Source organism: Paenibacillus sp. LK1, assembly GCF_002750415.1.
Lineage (GTDB): Bacteria > Bacillota > Bacilli > Paenibacillales > Paenibacillaceae > Paenibacillus > Paenibacillus taichungensis.
In genome coordinates, this window is the sequence record NZ_PEII01000005.1 from 26,149 (window position 1) to 44,113 (window position 17,965).

Consider the following 17,965-nt stretch of genomic DNA (forward strand, 5'->3'; position numbering starts at 1 on the left):
CCTTAGACAATGGTCTTGATATTATTGTGTGACAATGATCGGACCATTTTTAGTAAGGATAATCGTATGTTCCACTTGAGCTACATAGCTTTTTTCTGTAGCAAAGGTCCATTCGTCTTCTTTTTGATACACTTGTTCTTCTAAAGTTGAGATAAATGGTTCAAATGCAATAACCATGCCTTCTTTTAATAACTCATCATCCGATGTATCGTTATAATTATAAATATGGTCAGGTGCTTCGTGTATGTTACGTCCAACACCATGTCCTGTAAGGTTTTTAATAACGGTTAATCCATGCTGTTTTGCTGTTAAGAATACCGCTTTTCCGATGCCGCTTTTTTTGGAACCAGGTTTTGCTTTCTTAAGACCTGCTTCAAATGCTAGTTTAGCAACGTCGCATATTTTCGTTAACACTTCTTCTCCTTCGCCTACTACAAACGAGATTCCTGTATCAGCGAAATAGCCGTTCTTCGAGCCAGAGACATCTATATTGACTAGATCTCCTTCTTGAATAACCCGTTGCCCCGGAATACCATGTGCCACTTCTTCATTAACACTAATGCAAGTATAGCCAGGGAAATTATATGCACTTTTTGGAGCTGAGACTGCGCCTTCTTTCTCAAAAAGCTCTCCAGCTATATCATCAAGTTCCTTCGTCGTTATGCCAGGAACAGTTCTTTGTACCAATTCATCTCTAATAAAGGCAACAATTCTGCCAATTTCCTTCAAACCATTAAAGTCTTCTTCTGTTTTTGCAATCATTGTTTTCTGACCTCACTATCTTTTATCATCAATTAAATGTATAAGCTGAAACAACCAATTAGATAATCATATCCAAATGGTCAAAGCTTCGCAACTTTTTTTGAAAACTCGATTTATCAATAACACCTTGACACTAAAAAAAGAAAAGCCCCTTCCGTCTTCAAAGGGGCTGAATATCGCATTATACCTCTTCTTCTTCGGCCTGACTAGGCGGAGCCATCAGACCTTTGACGGCACCCATAAATGGATGGATAGATTTGATCATGCCGTAGCCCATTTTCATGACAGGCATGAATTGCTGGATCATGCCAAACAGCCGCATGCCGCCGCCAAGTATACCTCCAGCCGAAGCCGCACCACCAAGCCCGCCAAACAGCGAGCCCATCATCGGTAGAAAGGACGAAACCTGCGCACGTGACACTGCGCGCGAGCGGGTAGACGGCTTGCGTGTACCATTTACCCGTTTCCGATTCGGAGAACGACCGTTTTTGCTGCGTGAAGCGACCTTTCTATTGGTACGCTGGGAAATGTCCCCTGTGGTCGCCGTGCGCGATATTTTTCCTCCCCCGGTAAGCACCACGCCTCCGTTATTCACGTCAGAAATGTAACCGATGTACGTTTCACCATTATGAAGAGTCACGCAGACGGGCCGGGCCTTATACCGCTTTGCCTTTAGGCGTATTTCGTTGGTTTTAGCCATGGATTTTCACCTCGCTCTACTGAATCTACTTCAGTTTACGCGAGAAGTGGACTACTTGCCTGTGCGAATGAGACATACGTGCGGTATTCGCTATAGGTCAATTCATCAATTTAAATGATCCCAATGGAAATATAACTACATATCTCACGGAGCCTACCACCAACAAAAGCAAAGAGCTAAGCAGGACATATGCCGCTTAGCTCCTTGGTCTCTTTAAATTATAACTCTACTTATTCAGCAAGGCATTGGCCTTCTTCGCCGCTTCAGCTACAGCGTCCTCTGCTGAAACGGAAGAATCCACAACCGCACGCAGAATCTCATTCTTGATCATCTCACCAATCTCTGGATAAACCTTCTGCATTGGACGTGGACCCGCATATTCCAGTTGGTCTACCGCCACCTTGAACAGCGGCTTTTCCTCATAAAGCTTCTTCATTTCATCGCTCTCCACTGCACTGATTCGGCTAGGCAAATAGCCCGTGAAGGAGCTTGCATAAATCGTTTGTTCTTTGGAGGTCATCCACTTGATAAACTTCCACGCCGCTTCCTGTTTTTCGGGCGACAGGCCAGAAGTCATAACCAAATTGGCACCGCCTGTCGGCACTCCATACGTATCATTTGCAGGCATAAATGTTGTTCCGAGTTCAAAGCCTTGCTCTTCTGCAACCTTCATATTATTGGTCAGATCCGCAGTTGAGGAGAACAGCATCGCTGAACGCTGATTGTGGAAATCCGTTTTGGCTTGCGTACCTGCATCATCGGTCGTACCGATGCTCATAATGCCTTCATCCTTCATCTTAAGCCACAGCTTCACAGGTTCAATGCCGGTTTCATTATCAAATGCCGCACTTTTTCCGTCCTCGCTGATCATCGTGCCTCCACTCTGTCTCACAAAAGCTTCATAAAGCCAAATATCGACAGGCATCGAGATGCCGTAGCGCTGATCCTTAATCGTTAGCTTGCGTGCATAATCTTCAAACTCTGTCCAATTCTTAGGTCCAGCAGGATCAAGGCCCGCCTCCTTCAGCATCGTACGATTAAAGTACAGGATCGGGGTACTGCGTAAATAAGGAAGAGCATACAGTTTATCATTCACATAGGAATTCCCCATGAGCCCTTGAATAAAATCTTCCATATTCAGCTGATCCTTCTCCACAAAAGAAGTCAACTCCTGCGTCATGCCTGATTCCGCAAACACACCCACTGAAGCAATTTCATTTTGCCATACTTCGGGGGCATTGCCCGCTGCAAAAGCAGCTTGTGCCTTAGAATGCTGATCTGCATACGTCCCTTGATATTCCGCCTTCACGATCACTTCATCTTGGGAATCATTAAACATCTTTACCAAGTTCTCATTGTTCTCAGCGATCTTGTCTCCCCAAGAGTACCAATATGTAATCTCTATTGGTTTATTGGCCGTATCATTGGAATTGCTCCCGGAAGCAGCTCCGGTTGAACCATCAGAATTAGAAGCACCACAAGCAGTCATCGTAAGAGCAAGCGTTGCCGCTAACAAAACAGATCCAAATTTTTTCATGAATAAACCCTCCTGTTAATCTGATTATTTAACACCCGAATAGACAAATGCTTTAATAATTTGACGTTGTCCAAATAAGAAAACAATAAGAATCGGAACGACCAAAATCATGTTTCCAGCCATCAAAATATGCCAGGCAGCTCCTCCGTCAACCTCGCGCAGCTTAGAAATCCCGATCGGAAGCGTTCTTGCTGCATCGGAGGTTGTCATCACGAGCGGCCAGAAATAATCATTCCAGTGTGCAATGAAGCTGAACAATGCAAATGTTACTAACGTAGGACGCGCCATTGGTACCATAATCTTAAGAATGATCTTCCATTCCGGCGCCTGGTCAAGTCGCGCCGCTTCAATAAGCTCTTCCTGTACTTGCTTGAAGGACTGCCTGAGCATGAATATGCCAAAGGCGCTGGAAGAGAAGGGCAAAATGAGTGCCAGCAAATTGTTAATGAGTCCCCACTTGCTCATCAACAAATACACAGGTAGGAAAATGAGCTGACCAGGAATCATCAAGGTCACCATCGTTATCCCGAATAATAGCTTGTCTCCTTTGAAGGAGTATCTTGCAAAAGCATAGGCTGCCAATATTATTGTCGTGAATTGAAGAACGAGTATGCTGACCGATACAACAACGCTGTTCATTAGATATTTCAAAAAAGGCCCCGATTCCCACGCCGCTTGAAAATTGCTCCACATCACTTTGGAGGGAATCCACTTGGGTGGAAAAATCACCGTCTCCGGGTAAGACTTCAAAGATGTTGAAATCATCCATAGAAAAGGGATAGCAAAAATCGCAACCAATGCTATTGTGGCAGTAATATTGAGCGTACGCAGCAATGACTTCCTTGCCATAAAAATCCCTTCTCCTCTCTATTGGTAGTGAACCTTGCGGCTCAGCAATTTGAAGTAAACTAGCGTAAGCAGACCAACGACAACGAGCAGTATAACTCCTGCTGCCGATGCATAACCGATCTTGAAGTAGCGGAATCCATACTCGTAGATGTAAAAGACGAGCGTATTGGTTGAATTGATCGGACCCCCGTTGGTCATAATGGCAATAGTCTCAAACACCTGGAATGAACTGATCAGATTGATGATTATTAAGAAAAATAGTGTCGGCGAAAGCATGGGAAGCGTAATTTTGTAGAATTTGCGCCACCAATTGGCCTCGTCCAGAGCTGAAGCTTCATACACATCCCTGGGAATGCTTTGGAGGCCCGCGATGAAGATGAGGGCGTTATAGCCTACGCCTTTCCAGACCGATACAAGCACAAGCGACAGCAATGAACTGTCTGGACTACTCAGCCATGCCAGCTTAGGCAAGCCAACCATATCAAGCAAACCGTTAAGCAAACCGAATTTGGGATCCATCAGCCACATCCACACCAAGGATACCGATACAAGTGAAACAATATGCGGACTGAAAAGTGCCCCTTGAACAAACCCGTACCATGCCCCTTCCCGATTCAGCCAGATCGCAAGCAAAAGCGAGATCACAATGGATAAGGATACGGAAAGAAGCGTATAGTTCAAGGAATTGCTTAACACCTGAAGAAATGCACTATCCTTAAATAGTTCAACAAAGTTGTTGAAGCCCACGAACTCCTTGACCGGATTAATAAAATCCCAGTTGTAAAAGCTTAAGAAGATCATATAGAAGATCGGATAAAGGAAAAAAATAGAGAATATTGTGATGGAGGGTGCCACCAACACATAGGGACGGAGCTTGGACCAGACGGTCATGAATATCCTCCTCCCAGGACAATCAGCTCTCCCGCTTCGACCAGCTCATGCTGACGAGCACGTTCACCCTTCCGATCAAAATAGTACAGGTCCTGCATAGACACGTTGATGTTTACCTCAAAGGCTGACTCCAACGGTTTCAAGAAGCTCTTCACGGCGATAAGTCCAAGCGCGGAATCCAGTTGATAGATGATCTCTGCTCCCAGTGTCTCGCGTGTCATGATATGAGCCGAGAACTGAATATGCCCGGTCTGCGGTCTGTTCTCAAGCGTCATCGTTGCTTTCTCTGGTCGAAAGCCAATATGGCCAATATCATCATGAAGCTGTCCATTCAACAAAGGCAGGATACGTTCACGATCTATCACATTCATCGGCGGTGTACCAATAAACTGCGCTGTGAAAACATTATCCGGATCATTGTAGATTTTCATTGGACTGTCTGCTTGTTGAATACGCCCTTTATTCATGATGACGATGCGATCTCCCATCGACATGGCCTCAACCTGATCATGAGTTACAAAAACAAAGGTTGCGCCCAGCCGTTTGTGAAGCTGAATCAGTTCCGTGCGCATCTGATGGCGTAGCTTGGCATCCAGATTCGACAATGGCTCGTCCATCAGGAAGACTGCGGGACTTTTAACCATGGCCCGAGCCAAGGCAACCCGCTGACGTTGACCTCCGGACAGAGCCTGCGGCTTCTTATGCAAATACTCTGCCAGGCCGACGACCTCAGTGATCTCCTTTATAAGACGCTCACGTTCGGGCCGAGGCACCTTGCGATTTACTAATCCGAATTCAATATTCTCCTTGACTGTCATCATTGGATACAATGCATAGTTTTGAAATACCATCGCCACATTACGCTTGCCTGGCTCTACTCCATTGACACGATGGTCCCCAATCCAAATTTCACCGCCTGTTTCTTTCTCAAGTCCTGCGATCATCCGGAGTGTCGTCGATTTTCCACAGCCAGACGGACCGACCAATACCGTAAAGGAACCATCCTCAATGGTCAGATCGAGACCTTCGATAACTTTATCCTGCTTGAAGCTTTTTTCGATCTGCTTTAACACAATTTGAGCCATGACATTCCCTCCTTTTTCTTCACATTATTGTGCGGCCGATGTTATTCGAACGGATAAGATAAGGTCGCTTTCTTCACCCTCTGCATTAGCGACGGGTCCAAAGCCCGGCGTATCATGACAAAAGCTCTGAATATCATTCATGAGATCAGCATCCAGCATTCGTTGGTGAGCAACGACTACTTCGCCCTCATGAACTTCAATAACGCGGTATGCTGGTACATCGAGACAAGCTGCAGTTTGTACATAATGCCATTCTTCTTGCTTAACGATGGAGTTCATGTGGTTATGCCCGCAAAAATAGATGCCTCCACCTGGCCGACTATTGAATATACCCCTCAGTTCATTCTGCGGACGGATGTAAAGCTTATCTAGTGTTGAGCGCGCAGTTGTATCGAATACCGGATGATGCCCGAAGACGAGCACTTGCTTTTCATGTGAATTGGCAAGTTGGCCTTTAATCCATGTCAGCTGCTCTTCGTCCAGCTCTCCTCCCCAATCCTCTCGATTCATTTCCTGGGTAGTATCCAGAAAAATCAGCCTGACGTGAGGTGTATCAATAGCCCGGTAGCGCTCCTGTCCTGATAGCGTGTAAATTTCATGCTTTGGCAGTGAATACGTATCATGATTACCCAGCACATGAATGAATTTCCGTTCACTTTTTGTAAGCATGGAGAAAATGGATCGAAGTTCCTCAGCTGTCCCTTCATGCGTTAAATCACCAATTGAGATATGATAGTCCGCATCCTCCTTCAGAAAAGCCTTGAGCATATGCTCGTATGCCCGGAATCTTGCAGCCCTCATTTCTTCCGTCCCGTGACTCATGCATGAATAGTGAAGATCACCAAGTAATGCCAGACGCATAAACGCCACCTCCATCTTTATTTTGGATACCTAGCGGTTCAAGCCTTCTCCACCTGCAACACATTTGAAGGCTTTGGATGGGCCTGCTGCTCCATGATGAATTCGCTGAATGAAGGCCATATATAATCCGGAACGATATCTGTCTTTCCGATATCCTCTCTTGAAGAGATCCCCGTAAGCACGAGCGCAGTCTTCATTCCATTTTGCTGTCCAAATAAAATATCTGTTTCGAGCCTGTCACCTATCATGAGGCATCTGCTGCGATCCACGTCCAATAGCTGAAGCGCCTTCTCTGCATAATAGCGGGAAGGCTTGCCAATCACGACCGATGCTTTCTGCTGGCTGGCCGCCTCAATCGAACTTAGAATGGCTCCGGTATCCGGAATGATATCCCCTTGAACGGGACAACAGCTGTCCGGATTAGTTGCGAGCAAAGCCGCTCCGTGGCGCACTGCTTTTGCCGCCAGATGGAGCTTATCATAGTTAAATTTCCGATCCATTCCGACTAATACATGTGTTGATTGATATGGATCCTCGGTAATGGCTATCCCAAGTGCCCGAAGTTCCCTTCGTAAAGCCATCTCACCTACAACCAGCACCTTGGCGTCCGGCGCATGCTCTGCAAAATACATTCCCGAAAGGTAACCTGCAGTCAGAATTTCATCAGGCTGGCACGAAATGCCCAAACTCAGCAGCCGTTGGTAGCAATCTTCCTTGGTATGAACGGGAGTATTGGTAAGGAACAACAGGCGCTTGCCTCGTGAACGCAAGTTGTTTATAAAGCTATTCACGCCAGGGAGTCTCATCTGGCCAATATAGATGGTCCCGTCTAGATCAAAGCAATAAGCATCGTAAGCATATACATCTTCCATGACATTACTCCTGCCCGCTCACAGTGAGCTGGACAACTCCAATACATCTATGAAGATTTCCAGTTCGTCAGTGCAGACCCATACGGACGGATACTCCTGAAATTTTTTCATGACGGAAGTCTCGTTGACTGTCCAAGCCATCAATTGGATTCCTAATTCTTTGCATTGATGAATGTAATGCTCGGTCACAAAAGCATGGTGTATGGACAAGAACGTCGCACCCATTTCTAATGACCAGTCCAGAATAGCTTTCGAACAGCCGAAAGTAATGAGACCAATGCGTACATCGCCAGATCGTTCCCTGATCTTCTCCAGGGCATCGAAATCAAAAGACGTAATTACCACCTGATTCAGCATGCTCAATTCCTCGATAACTTCAAGTACCCTTTCCTCCAGATGAGGGTAATAGCTTCCCATCTGCTTGAGCTCAATGTTAAGTTGAATCTTACCCTTCAAAGCACGCAGTACCTCTTCAAGGGTTGGAATATGTTCACCTTGCCTGATTTCTAAAGATTGCAGCTCCGAAGCAGTATAATCAGCCACTCTGCCTGTTCCATTTGTCATGCGGTCAAGCGTATGGTCATGAATCACCACTGGAATTCCATCCTTGCTGAGATGAACATCTAGTTCGAGATGTGTGAACCCAAGCTCTACCGCCTTTAAAAAGGAAGAAATCGTATTTTCAGGATACTTACTTGGATAGCCGCGATGCGCAACTGCTTGAATGATCATGTTCTGTTACCTCCTGTTATATATTTTTGGACAACACAAAAAACCCAGCAGCAAATCACCCTCCTTCAACATCAAGGTTGTATTGATTTACTTACCACCGGGTTTTCTCGTCGTCTCCACCCAAGGATAAATGTATGAAATTAATTAATTCCAGAACTTCTCATGGCCTACTGAAACAAAATCTGCCCCGCTCTTTAATGCTTGTTGTATTTCTTCCTCATACCGGATAAGGCCACCCACAATCAAAGGCTGCGAGATGCGTTCTTTCAGTTCTTGTATAACTCGAGGCATTAACCCCGGCATCAGTTCAACCTCATCAGGCTTATAGCTCATAATCATACGAACCGCAGTCGTAATTGCTGCTGTATCAATGGCGAATATGCGCTGAATGCTTAATATGCCCGCTTGCTTGGCCGCAGAAACTGCGTTGCTCTTTGTCGTCACGATCCCGTCGATTTTGAACACATCTGCAAGATATTGAATTGCTGAGGCATCTCGTCCAATCCCGGATACCATCTCGGTATGCACATAAGCTTTTTTGCCACTTTGATGCAAACTCTCTATGATTGAACCCAGATTGGTAATGTTGCCTGTCATCAGAATAACTCGCTGCACATCGCTTGCTATCGCTTGTGAAATTTGTTCATCTGTCGTGATGGAGGCTATGATCGGATAATTCTTCATGTGTGAGTCCTCGTTCCTTTGTTTGTCATCTTAAATGTTAAAGCTAAAGTATTCGTTATGTATCATTGTGATGTAAACGGGTTGTTAATTTTCAACTTTGCCAAATAGAGAAAGTACTGATCCTGTTTTCAATCAAAAAAAAGAAAAGTGCTCCCTATAAAGGAGCACTTCAGCTTTTTGGAACTCGTCTAAATCTTCGCCTTTTCCTCTTCCGCCATCGACCGGATGTAGAAAGCACCCAGCACCGAGCAGAGCAGGAATGAGAAGAAAGCAATCGCTGCGGCTTGTTCACGCTCCTGAAAAACGCTGAATACCTGCTGCATGGAGACACCAAGCATCTGCGGAGAGTTGGCTCCGATCAGATAGGGCGCAGTGAACGAGCCGATGACCCCCATGAAGACAAAGGTCAGGGCAACAAGAAATGTCTTATACGACAGAGGGAAAATAAACCGGGTAAACAGCGTCAGCCTGCCTACACCCACGTCCTTTGCACTCTCAATGATCGATGAAGGAATACCCGAAAGTGCGGAACTGAGCAGCATCGTCGTAAATGGAATGTTGAACCACAGGTTGGCGATGATGATTCCTTTCTCGTCAAAGATGATGCGTGGCAGCGTAATCCCGACCACCTCAAGCATACGGGCCAGCCAGCCATGGTTGCCAAGCAAGTTGATCAGACCGTATGTTGCAATGACTCCAGGGATGAACAGCGGGATCATGTACGTTTTACGAATCAGATTGACGATCGGCCCCTGGTTGAAGCGCATATAGATCGCCAGGGTGTAGCTGACCAAGATCACGGCAACGCACGTAATGGCAGTCACCCGAAGCGTAAATACGATATTGCTGCGCATCCCCTTATCTGTGAACAGATAGGTATAGCGGCTCAGATCGTATCCACCCGAGCCGTTGCTCAGGCTCATGATGAAGGATTGAACAATCGGGATAATGACAACGATCAACAGGATGGCGAAGGAGGGGAGCACCATCGCCAGGCCTGTGATCGACTGTCTGGCTTCCTTACTCATTTCGCGGCAACGTCGCTCTGCCAGCGTTTGTTAATTTCCGTGCCCAGATCCCCGATGTTGAACGTGCGGAAGCCTTCGGCCACACCGTCGAATTTATTCTGCATTTCCTGTGACATGTTGGAGAGCTCAATGCCCGGGAAACCATTCATTTTGTCAACGATCACTTCCTGCGCTTCAGGGGACAGGACAAAGTTCAAGAATTCATTGATCGCTTCCTTCTTGTCCGACTCCTGGTTGACCATCAGGTACGTTGGTCCGCCGTTGAAACCCGGCGTGATCTGCTGCATCTTAATTGTATCCGGCAACAAGCCTTCGTTCAGCTGCTGCAACACCATGTCGGACCAGGCCGGAATTAAAGACACTTCCCCATTCATCAACAGATCCAGCGTGCCCTGGTTTTTCTTCGGATAGATGCCCTGCCCGTAGACATACGGTCCGATTTCTTTGAGCGTGTCGAAACCACCGTCCCACTTCTCCATGATCGCCGGATCAGAGTTGTGGATGTCTTCTTCCGGCAGGTCCTTGTAGACAATCGTCTGCACGAACGAGCTGCCGGAACCACCCGTTGACGGATCATTGTAGGCGAACTGCTCAGGATTGGCTTTGATCCACTGCAACAGCTCGTCCAGCGTAGTTGGCGGATTGGAGATTTTGCTGCTGTCATAGGCCAGAACCACGGCGGACGAACGATACGGAACTGCGAAGTTGTCCACATCCTTCATCGTGTCCGTGTTAACTTTGCTCAGGTTAGGAATGTCCTTCTCGTTCAGCTGCTCCCAAACACCATCCTTGGTGCCCTGCGCGACGGAGGTGATTCCGTCCTCGTACAGGTCAATGTCTCCTGAGCCCTTACCCGCTTTCTTGGCAGCCACGATCCGGTCGTAGGTCGGCTCAGCACCAGTACCGGACGGGATATAGACCAGATTCACGTCGATATCCGGATGCTGCTTCTCAAACATTGGCTCCAGCGAATCCCACAGATCCTTGACGTTCTGAGAGCCCGTAAAGTAGAAGTTAAATTTCACCTGATCGCTCGATGCAGCAGCGCTCCCCTCGGTGGTGGTTGTACTTTTTATCTCACTTCCGTTTCCACACCCGGCCAGCAATGACACTGATAATCCCACAACAGTCAACAATGATAAAAATGGCTTTTTCATACGCATATCATTCATCCTCCTCAGTTCGATTCATCGACCGGGAATCCGGTCATTTTCGAGATCGAGACGCCGACGTCTTTTCCTACCTGCAGCTGCTCAACGAATTCCTTGTTCAGAAAAGCACGTATAATGCCGAATTCTACCAGTTCCACGGTAACTTCGGCGTAATGTCCAAGAATCATGACCTGCTTGACCTTACCCGCCAAAGCACCTTCTCCCATCGTAGTACTGCTCACCTGTACGTCTTCTGGTCGGACCGCAGCCGTCACCTGTCCATTTAATCCCTTCTCGTTCGGCAGGCGAAGATGTCCAATCCGGATGCTCTCCCCTTCCGCCACCCCCTTAAGGAAATTCATTTTGCCTATAAAACCGGCGACATATAATGAAGCGGGCTCATCGTAAATCTGCTGCGGATGAGCAATCTGCTCGATGCGCCCGTGATTCATGACGATAATACGGTCGGACAACGACAGTGCTTCTTCCTGATCATGCGTGACAAAGACCATTGTCAGCCCGGTCTTCATTTGGATCTCACGCAGCTCCTCACGCATTTCGTGCCGCAACTTGGCGTCCAGCGCCGAGAAAGGCTCGTCCAACAGCAGTACTGCCGGATTCAGTAGCAGAGACCGCGCAAGCGCAACCCGCTGCTGCTGTCCACCCGAAAGCTCTGCCGGATATTTCTTCTCGAAACCCGACAGTCGGACCAGTTTGAGCGCATCCTCGACCGCTGTGCGGATCTCTTCCTTCGGCATTTTGCGGATCTTCAGGCCGAAGGCCAGATTGTCATATACCGACATATGCGACCACAGGTTATAGCTCTGGAACACCATCGAGGTCGGCCGTTTCTCCGGTGGCAGTTGAATGACACTCTTGCCCTCGATCAGGATGTCACCGGAGTCCGGTTCGAGAAACCCGCCGATGCTTCGGAGTACAGTAGTTTTCCCGCACCCGGAGGGACCAAGAAGGGTGACCAGCTCGCCTTTTTTGATATCGATGTTGATGCCGCTGACCCCGTCACCCGTTTTGTAGCGTTTGGCTAACTCTCGTACAGACAACTGCATACTTCTGCCTCCCTTTGCTTCGGTATATCGACCGAAACATTTTTATTTCATTTGAAAACCGCTCGCCAGCACGTCCGCGCTCACCAGCCGCTGGGCTGCCACCAGCAGAATAATAGTCGGCAGCGTCAGGATGATCGAGAATACGGCTCCCGCGCTGCTCGGAAAGTCGGAAATAATGGAGTACATGACGATTGGCATTGTTTTGTAATCGGGAATACCGACCAGGAACGTGCCCTGTGCTTCGTCTAGTGAATTGAGGAACGTGAAGATCGAAGCGACCATGATGCCGGGCATCGCCATTGGCAGGGTGATGCTGCGGAACACTTTGAACGGGCTTGCCCCAACGTCCCGCGCCGATTCTTCCTGCGCCCGGTGAACGTTGCGAAAGGCGGAGGTCGGAATCCAGGTCATGAACATCAACACATTGATCATATGGATCAGCACAACGCCGAGCAGCGTATTCATCAGTCCAATCCGGTAGAAAAGAACTGCGATGGAAACATACAACCCCATTTTCGGAAAAGCGTGCGTCAGCAGGAACGAGAACAGGAACATCCGCTTCAGCGGAAACTGGAGTCTTGCGAAGGCATACGCTGCTGGGATGCAGACGACGATGGACAGCAGGGTCACCAGAGTAGCAATAAGGAACGACAGTGAGATCGACGAGACAATATCGTCCTTTGCCAGTACGAACTCCCACCATTTGAAGCCCCATACTTGGGGCAGAATATCCGGATAATTCCACTTTTCACTAAAGGCAAGCACTAGCAGGTTGACCAGCGGACCTGCGAAAAAAATGGCGAACACGGTCAGCAACACAAATTCGATTATTCTTCTCGGACCTACGTGTTTCCAGTACCAAGACATGTTCCGTCCTCCCTTCCATTCGTCGATTGACGAACAATTACTTCGCTTTCGTATTCAATCAGGCGCGGTACGCTCCCCTCGCCGCTAATCAGGCGATCCAGAATCGATACCGCGTCTCGGCCAATACTAGATGCATCCACGCTGACGGTAGTCAGCGATGGATGGTACATGCCGGCCACTTCGGTATTGTCGTAGCCCATAACGGATACTTCCTCCGGAACGCGGACTACGCGCTCCATCAGCACCTTCATCGCACCCAGTGCAAGCATGTCATTTGTACTGAACAGAGCGCTGTATCGTCCCTCCCGGAACGCCACATAATGCTCCTCCATCAACTTCCGACCGGAGTCGAAGCTCGATTCCGATGACTCGACAACGGTAAATCCGTCCTGTTCAGAACTAACGCCGAGGGATTCCAGCCGTTTTCGGAAGCCCTCCAATCGCAGCGAGTGGCTCCGATGTTCGCCCGGTCCGGCGATGATAAAGAATTTGCGGTGTCCACAGTCATATAAGTGCTGTGCCGCCCGTTCTCCACCGGCTTCATCGTTGCTCACGAGATGCACGACGTCCGGATCTTCCGTCGATCCATTCACCATCAGATAAGGGATATTGAAGTTTTTGACGTAATCGATGACGTTCTTCTGCAGCCGGCTGACCAGGATGAGTCCATCCACCCGCTGTTCCAGCATATAATCGGTGGAGCGCAGCGACATTTCCCTATCGGTCTTCAGAAAAATTGAGTATCCCATCTCTTCAGCGGACATCAGTATCTCGTCAATGATTCTGCCATACAGCGTGTGAGACACGATCGGAAGCCGGTCACGGAAAACGATGACTCCGATGTTGTACGTGCGCTTGGCAACCATCGCCCGGGCGACGGCGCTCGGCTTGTAGCGAAGCTGCTCTACCGCCTTGAGAACGCGATCCCGGACTTCAGGACTTGCATATCCATTCCCGGAGATAACCCGAGAAGCAGTCGATTTCGATACACCAGCCAGTTGGGCCAGCTCCCGCAAACTATGATTCAGCTTATTGTCCAATCCCTATTCTCCTTTGCAAAATCCGTCTCTTCCCGGACGGCAATCAGCTTCGCCGGATCACGGGTTGTTATCGAGTCGACGCCCAACTGTGCAAGTCGCCGCATATCGTCCGCCTCCGAAACTGTCCAGACGTAGATAGCCAGACCGCTCCGCTGCACAGCTTCCATAAGTTCTGGCTGAACGACCTGATACGGCACGTTAATCCCAAAGCAGCCGGCTTCGCGAGCATTTTCACACGCCTGCAACACTGCCTCGCCGTAACTCAGACTCCCGAAGCTTTGCTTGTTCACATTAAGAAGCCTGCGTATGCTTGGAGCGTAACGACTTGCTTTAACCGCTGACCCGTAATCGCAGCCACTGAGAAACACCCTCTCCGCCATACCCATCCGATTCACCAGAGTGGAGACCGGCTCCAGAGCGCTATCTGTTTTGATATCAAGATTCATCATTTTGCCGGCTGCGCGTATCTGCTCAAGCACATCCTGAAGCGTCGGAATGGGCGCTAGTCTAGCGGTGTTCAACTCCTTCAGTGTCATTTCTGCAAGACTGCTGCAGCTTCCATCTGCCAAAGTGATGTCGTCATCGTGGGCGAGCACCGGCACGCCGTCCTGAGTCGAACGGATATCGTCTTCGTAAATATCTACGCCAAGTGTTAGGGCTGCCTGAAGTGACTCGAAAGAATGATCGGGATGGCCCATGCAGCCAGTATGGGCCGTGATCAGCGGGAATTTGTTCATCGCGGGTATCCTCCTTCTTCGAAATAGATCGCGTTGGTAAAGGCGATCAGTACATGGACGCCTCGTACAGTTCCCCACAGCTCGGCGCGAATCCACCTGCGGGGGACATCTGAAGTGGACTCCCTCAGTTGGGCTTCAAATTGCATCATCTGTTCGTCCGACGAAGACGGAACTTCAAGATTAAGCTCCTCGCCCAGATTGGAACACAACTTCAATCTGTAAACCTGCTTAGGTAGCGACCACAGTCCGGCACGGGCCGAGAAGTCCAGCATCAAGTTCGCCCGGATCGGCTCCTCTGCAGCTTCCCTTCTCTCGACTACCGTTGGAACGGTAGAGCCAATTGCATAGAATGCACCTCCAGCTTCCAGCGTCAGGGTCAGCAGAGGACCTATCGTTACGGACGCACGCCCTTCCCGCAGCGCTTGGATAAGCGTTTCTTCATGGAGCCAAAGAGCTGTCGAGTCCCCGTTCCCCGTCACTGCGTCGTCCTCGATGCCGAGGTAAGTAACAGAGATCGGATCGTCTGTCTCGCCCTGCGCATGCCAGTCCCTGCCTGAAGTGGCTGCAATCCGATATCCTTCATTCAGCTTGTGAGTCCACAGATCAAAAGCACGCCGATTGTTCGTCTGAATGGAAGGGAACGTGCCGGACCAGACTTCGATGTAATCTACAGCGGACCAGTTCCCAATCTCGTATTCCCAGAAGCAACCGGTACAGGCCGGACTGCCGATTCGGAAGGGATGAGCAAGCCCAGCGATTCCACCGAGGCGATGCACATTCTCGATTCCCTCATCGATTCCATCCCGATTCGCTTGACGCCAGTCGGCAAAAGCGCTCAGTCCTATTGTCACCATATGGCCGTAAAAAGTTGTCCACTCCATACCGGGGATGATTCGTAGTCCGTACCTCTGCTCGATTTCCGCTTTGCCGCTCAAGCCGGACATCGTGTTGTGATCGGTCAGTGCGATGGCATCGAAGCCCAGATTGGCTGCTCCCGCTGCCAGTTCTCCCAGTGTCTGACTGCCATCGCTGTGCAGCGTATGTGTATGTAGTTCACAGGCGAACCACTTCATATCGAATCCTCCTCTGTCGTCCAGACTTCCAGCCGATAAGCGCATGTATCCGTCACGATACAATGCAGGCTTAATGTGACGCTCCAGGGCCCCGGAACCAGCTCGCCCGCCATAAGGCCGGGAGAAGCTTCTCGATCCGATACGTATAGATCCTGCACCTCGTCTTGGCGGTGGCACGCCCCTCGGTATCCCCGCGCATCGTCCAGCGAGAGTGTGATCAGATTTTTCAGGGGGAGATGCTGGTCAGCATTGGCAATTGCGTATTCCCGATTTTCCGGCAAAATGTATAGATCGTAGCTGTCCTTGAGCAGCCGTAGCGCCTTCTCCCGATTCTCGAGCGTCTTCGGCATATATTGTAATCGCAGGTTCAGCATCACGCAGCCCTCATCCAACTCAAAAGGAATGCGGATATGTGTTTTGGAATCCTCCGGAGATGCGTATCCTTGTAGATCCAGCAGCTTCATTGCGCCGCACCACCTTTCATTAATCCGTTATCTTCATGACTTACGTTATGAACGTTTTGCTTAATGTGGGACCGTTCCCACATCTAATACTTATGTTACGCGGAAAAAATCAGATCCGTATCTGCATCGTGTTAATATTCTGTAAATGCAAAAAAGACCGAGCTTCTATTAAAAGAAGACCGGTCTTTTTATCTTTTTATCGCTAGATTGTTTTCGGACTGCATGCGAGTGGCAGCACATAAATTTTCTCTTGAATGGATTCTTAAAATCGATTAATTGAAAATGGAGAAATATTATGTTCCGTTTTCCCTGATATAATCAAATCACTTAAAATCTGTCCAACTACACTACTGAATTTAAAGCCATGTCCTGAGAAACCTGATGCAATGGCAACGTTAGGATAGTTAGGATGTGTATCGATAATGAAATCTTCGTCAGGAGTCATTGTATACATACACGTTTTACCGAACTTCAATTCTTGTGCAAAGGGCATATAGTGTTGTAAAAATTGTTTTAAATCTGTCGTGTCTTCCTCTAGTTCACCAAATCCCAGGATGGCTTCATCTGGATCGATTGTATCTCCTCCATCATGTCGGCCTAATTTTAATCCGGAACCATCGATGCTTGGGAAACCATAATAATGCCCGTGAGATGTTTCAAACGAAAAGGCTGGAAACTCCTTATGATCATATAAATCATCTTTAGTATCAAACCAGGCAAATGTTTTTCTAATAGGATTAAGAGGAAGATTTAGATCCAACATGGAAAGGAGACTTCCTGACCAGGCCCCTGCTGAAACTACTAACGCATTAGCACTAAAAGTATGATCTTCGGTCTTGATGGTAACTCTTTTATCATCATGAACCATGATTTCTATTACTTTACTATTGGTTATGATGGTAGCTCCGTTTTGCTCTGCGAGTTCTCGATATGCTTCAATGCATTCCTCACATTTCAGCACTCCTGAGGTTGGTTCGTAGCAACCAATGTAATTGTTCGGTAAATTGATGCCAGGCCAGCGCTTATTTACTTCAATGGAATCTAAAATCTCCAGTGGCAATGAATAGGTTTTTGAGCTTGAAATAATATTTTGGATAAAATCTGTTTTCTCATAACCCACGTTTATAACCCCGGTAGGAAGAAATAATTGTTTTCCCGACACTTTCTCTAAGTCATTCCATAATTCTTGAGCCTTGAGCGCTAACGGAACATAATTTTCACCTTCACCATACGCATGTCGAATAATTCTTGTCTCTCCGTGATGACTGCCTTTGTTATGGGGCGGGTTAAAGGAATCGATTAATACTGTACTCTTCCCACTCTTGGATAAAAAATAACCCGCCGCCATCCCCATTGATCCTGCTCCTATTACAATTACGTCATAATGCATTGCAAGTTGCCTCCTTGTAAGAAATCCCCATGTAACTTAAGTATTAAGTATGGCTAGTATTCTTCTATATTACTAATGATATTAACACTTAACAATTGCGCTATCCTGGACATGATACCCAAGTCATAATAAAAAAACCGCATAACAACGCGGTTTTCTTAGTTTCGTAAATTTA

General features: G+C 47.9%; 19 protein-coding genes. All 19 read right to left on the reverse strand.

The genetic code is table 11. From position 1 onward, the window contains the following. Window positions 1-21: 21 nt before the first annotated feature. A complete protein-coding gene (gene map / locus CS562_RS12330) occupies window positions 22-762 on the reverse strand; it encodes a type I methionyl aminopeptidase (RefSeq protein ID WP_099855997.1) in 741 nt (246 codons plus the stop codon). Between the two features lie 181 nt (window positions 763-943). Further along, window positions 944-1,462, reverse strand: coding sequence for a hypothetical protein (locus CS562_RS12335; RefSeq protein ID WP_099855999.1), 519 nt, complete (start codon window positions 1,460-1,462; stop codon window positions 944-946). Between the two features lie 226 nt (window positions 1,463-1,688). After that, window positions 1,689-2,999, reverse strand: coding sequence for an ABC transporter substrate-binding protein (locus CS562_RS12340; protein ID WP_099856001.1), 1,311 nt, complete (start codon window positions 2,997-2,999; stop codon window positions 1,689-1,691). Window positions 3,000-3,023: 24 nt separating this feature from the next. Next, window positions 3,024-3,848 (reverse strand): carbohydrate ABC transporter permease, encoded by an 825-nt coding sequence (locus tag CS562_RS12345; RefSeq protein WP_064637538.1) that lies wholly within the window; start codon window positions 3,846-3,848, stop codon window positions 3,024-3,026. 18 nt (window positions 3,849-3,866) lie between these two features. Beyond that, the gene (locus tag CS562_RS12350) at window positions 3,867-4,739 is read right to left on the reverse strand and encodes a carbohydrate ABC transporter permease (RefSeq protein ID WP_076289313.1); all 873 of its coding nucleotides are present in this window, start codon (window positions 4,737-4,739) and stop codon (window positions 3,867-3,869) included. Further along, complete coding sequence (locus tag CS562_RS12355) at window positions 4,736-5,824, reverse strand: ABC transporter ATP-binding protein (protein WP_099856003.1); 1,089 nt, start codon at window positions 5,822-5,824, stop codon at window positions 4,736-4,738. Before CS562_RS12355 ends, CS562_RS12350 begins: the two co-directional genes overlap by 4 nt. A 24-nt stretch (window positions 5,825-5,848) precedes the next feature. Continuing rightward, complete coding sequence (locus CS562_RS12360; RefSeq protein WP_180287115.1) at window positions 5,849-6,685, reverse strand: metallophosphoesterase family protein; 837 nt, start codon at window positions 6,683-6,685, stop codon at window positions 5,849-5,851. A gap of 38 nt (window positions 6,686-6,723) precedes the next feature. Beyond that, complete coding sequence (locus tag CS562_RS12365; RefSeq protein WP_099856007.1) at window positions 6,724-7,557, reverse strand: HAD-IIA family hydrolase; 834 nt, start codon at window positions 7,555-7,557, stop codon at window positions 6,724-6,726. A gap of 18 nt (window positions 7,558-7,575) precedes the next feature. Continuing rightward, window positions 7,576-8,289 carry a glycerophosphodiester phosphodiesterase gene (locus tag CS562_RS12370; RefSeq protein WP_099856009.1) on the reverse strand — a complete coding sequence of 238 codons (714 nt, stop codon included), beginning with the start codon at window positions 8,287-8,289 and terminating at the stop codon, window positions 7,576-7,578. 144 nt (window positions 8,290-8,433) lie between these two features. Next, window positions 8,434-8,973, reverse strand: a complete 540-nt coding sequence (locus CS562_RS12375; protein ID WP_099856012.1) for a glycerol-3-phosphate responsive antiterminator — start codon at window positions 8,971-8,973, stop codon at window positions 8,434-8,436. 188 nt (window positions 8,974-9,161) lie between these two features. After that, window positions 9,162-10,001: an ABC transporter permease gene (locus tag CS562_RS12380; protein ID WP_076289307.1), complete on the reverse strand. Its 840-nt coding sequence runs from the start codon at window positions 9,999-10,001 to the stop codon at window positions 9,162-9,164. Next, a complete protein-coding gene (locus tag CS562_RS12385) occupies window positions 9,998-11,164 on the reverse strand; it encodes an extracellular solute-binding protein (protein ID WP_099856015.1) in 1,167 nt (388 codons plus the stop codon). Before CS562_RS12385 ends, CS562_RS12380 begins: the two co-directional genes overlap by 4 nt. A 14-nt stretch (window positions 11,165-11,178) precedes the next feature. Further along, window positions 11,179-12,219 carry an ABC transporter ATP-binding protein gene (locus CS562_RS12390; RefSeq protein ID WP_099856016.1) on the reverse strand — a complete coding sequence of 347 codons (1,041 nt, stop codon included), beginning with the start codon at window positions 12,217-12,219 and terminating at the stop codon, window positions 11,179-11,181. A gap of 42 nt (window positions 12,220-12,261) precedes the next feature. Beyond that, window positions 12,262-13,086: an ABC transporter permease gene (locus tag CS562_RS12395; protein WP_076289304.1), complete on the reverse strand. Its 825-nt coding sequence runs from the start codon at window positions 13,084-13,086 to the stop codon at window positions 12,262-12,264. Beyond that, entirely contained in the window at window positions 13,062-14,126 is a 1,065-nt protein-coding gene (locus CS562_RS12400; RefSeq protein WP_099856018.1) for a LacI family DNA-binding transcriptional regulator, read from the reverse strand. Before CS562_RS12400 ends, CS562_RS12395 begins: the two co-directional genes overlap by 25 nt. Beyond that, window positions 14,111-14,863, reverse strand: a complete 753-nt coding sequence (locus CS562_RS12405; protein ID WP_099856020.1) for a glycerophosphodiester phosphodiesterase — start codon at window positions 14,861-14,863, stop codon at window positions 14,111-14,113. The genes CS562_RS12400 and CS562_RS12405 overlap by 16 nt, the downstream gene beginning before the upstream one ends. Then, window positions 14,860-15,936: a CehA/McbA family metallohydrolase gene (locus tag CS562_RS12410; RefSeq protein WP_099856022.1), complete on the reverse strand. Its 1,077-nt coding sequence runs from the start codon at window positions 15,934-15,936 to the stop codon at window positions 14,860-14,862. Before CS562_RS12410 ends, CS562_RS12405 begins: the two co-directional genes overlap by 4 nt. After that, window positions 15,933-16,400: a hypothetical protein gene (locus CS562_RS12415; protein ID WP_099856024.1), complete on the reverse strand. Its 468-nt coding sequence runs from the start codon at window positions 16,398-16,400 to the stop codon at window positions 15,933-15,935. Before CS562_RS12415 ends, CS562_RS12410 begins: the two co-directional genes overlap by 4 nt. Window positions 16,401-16,662: 262 nt before the next feature. Beyond that, entirely contained in the window at window positions 16,663-17,790 is a 1,128-nt protein-coding gene (gene solA / locus CS562_RS12420; RefSeq protein ID WP_076289300.1) for an N-methyl-L-tryptophan oxidase, read from the reverse strand. Window positions 17,791-17,965 lie beyond the last annotated feature (175 nt).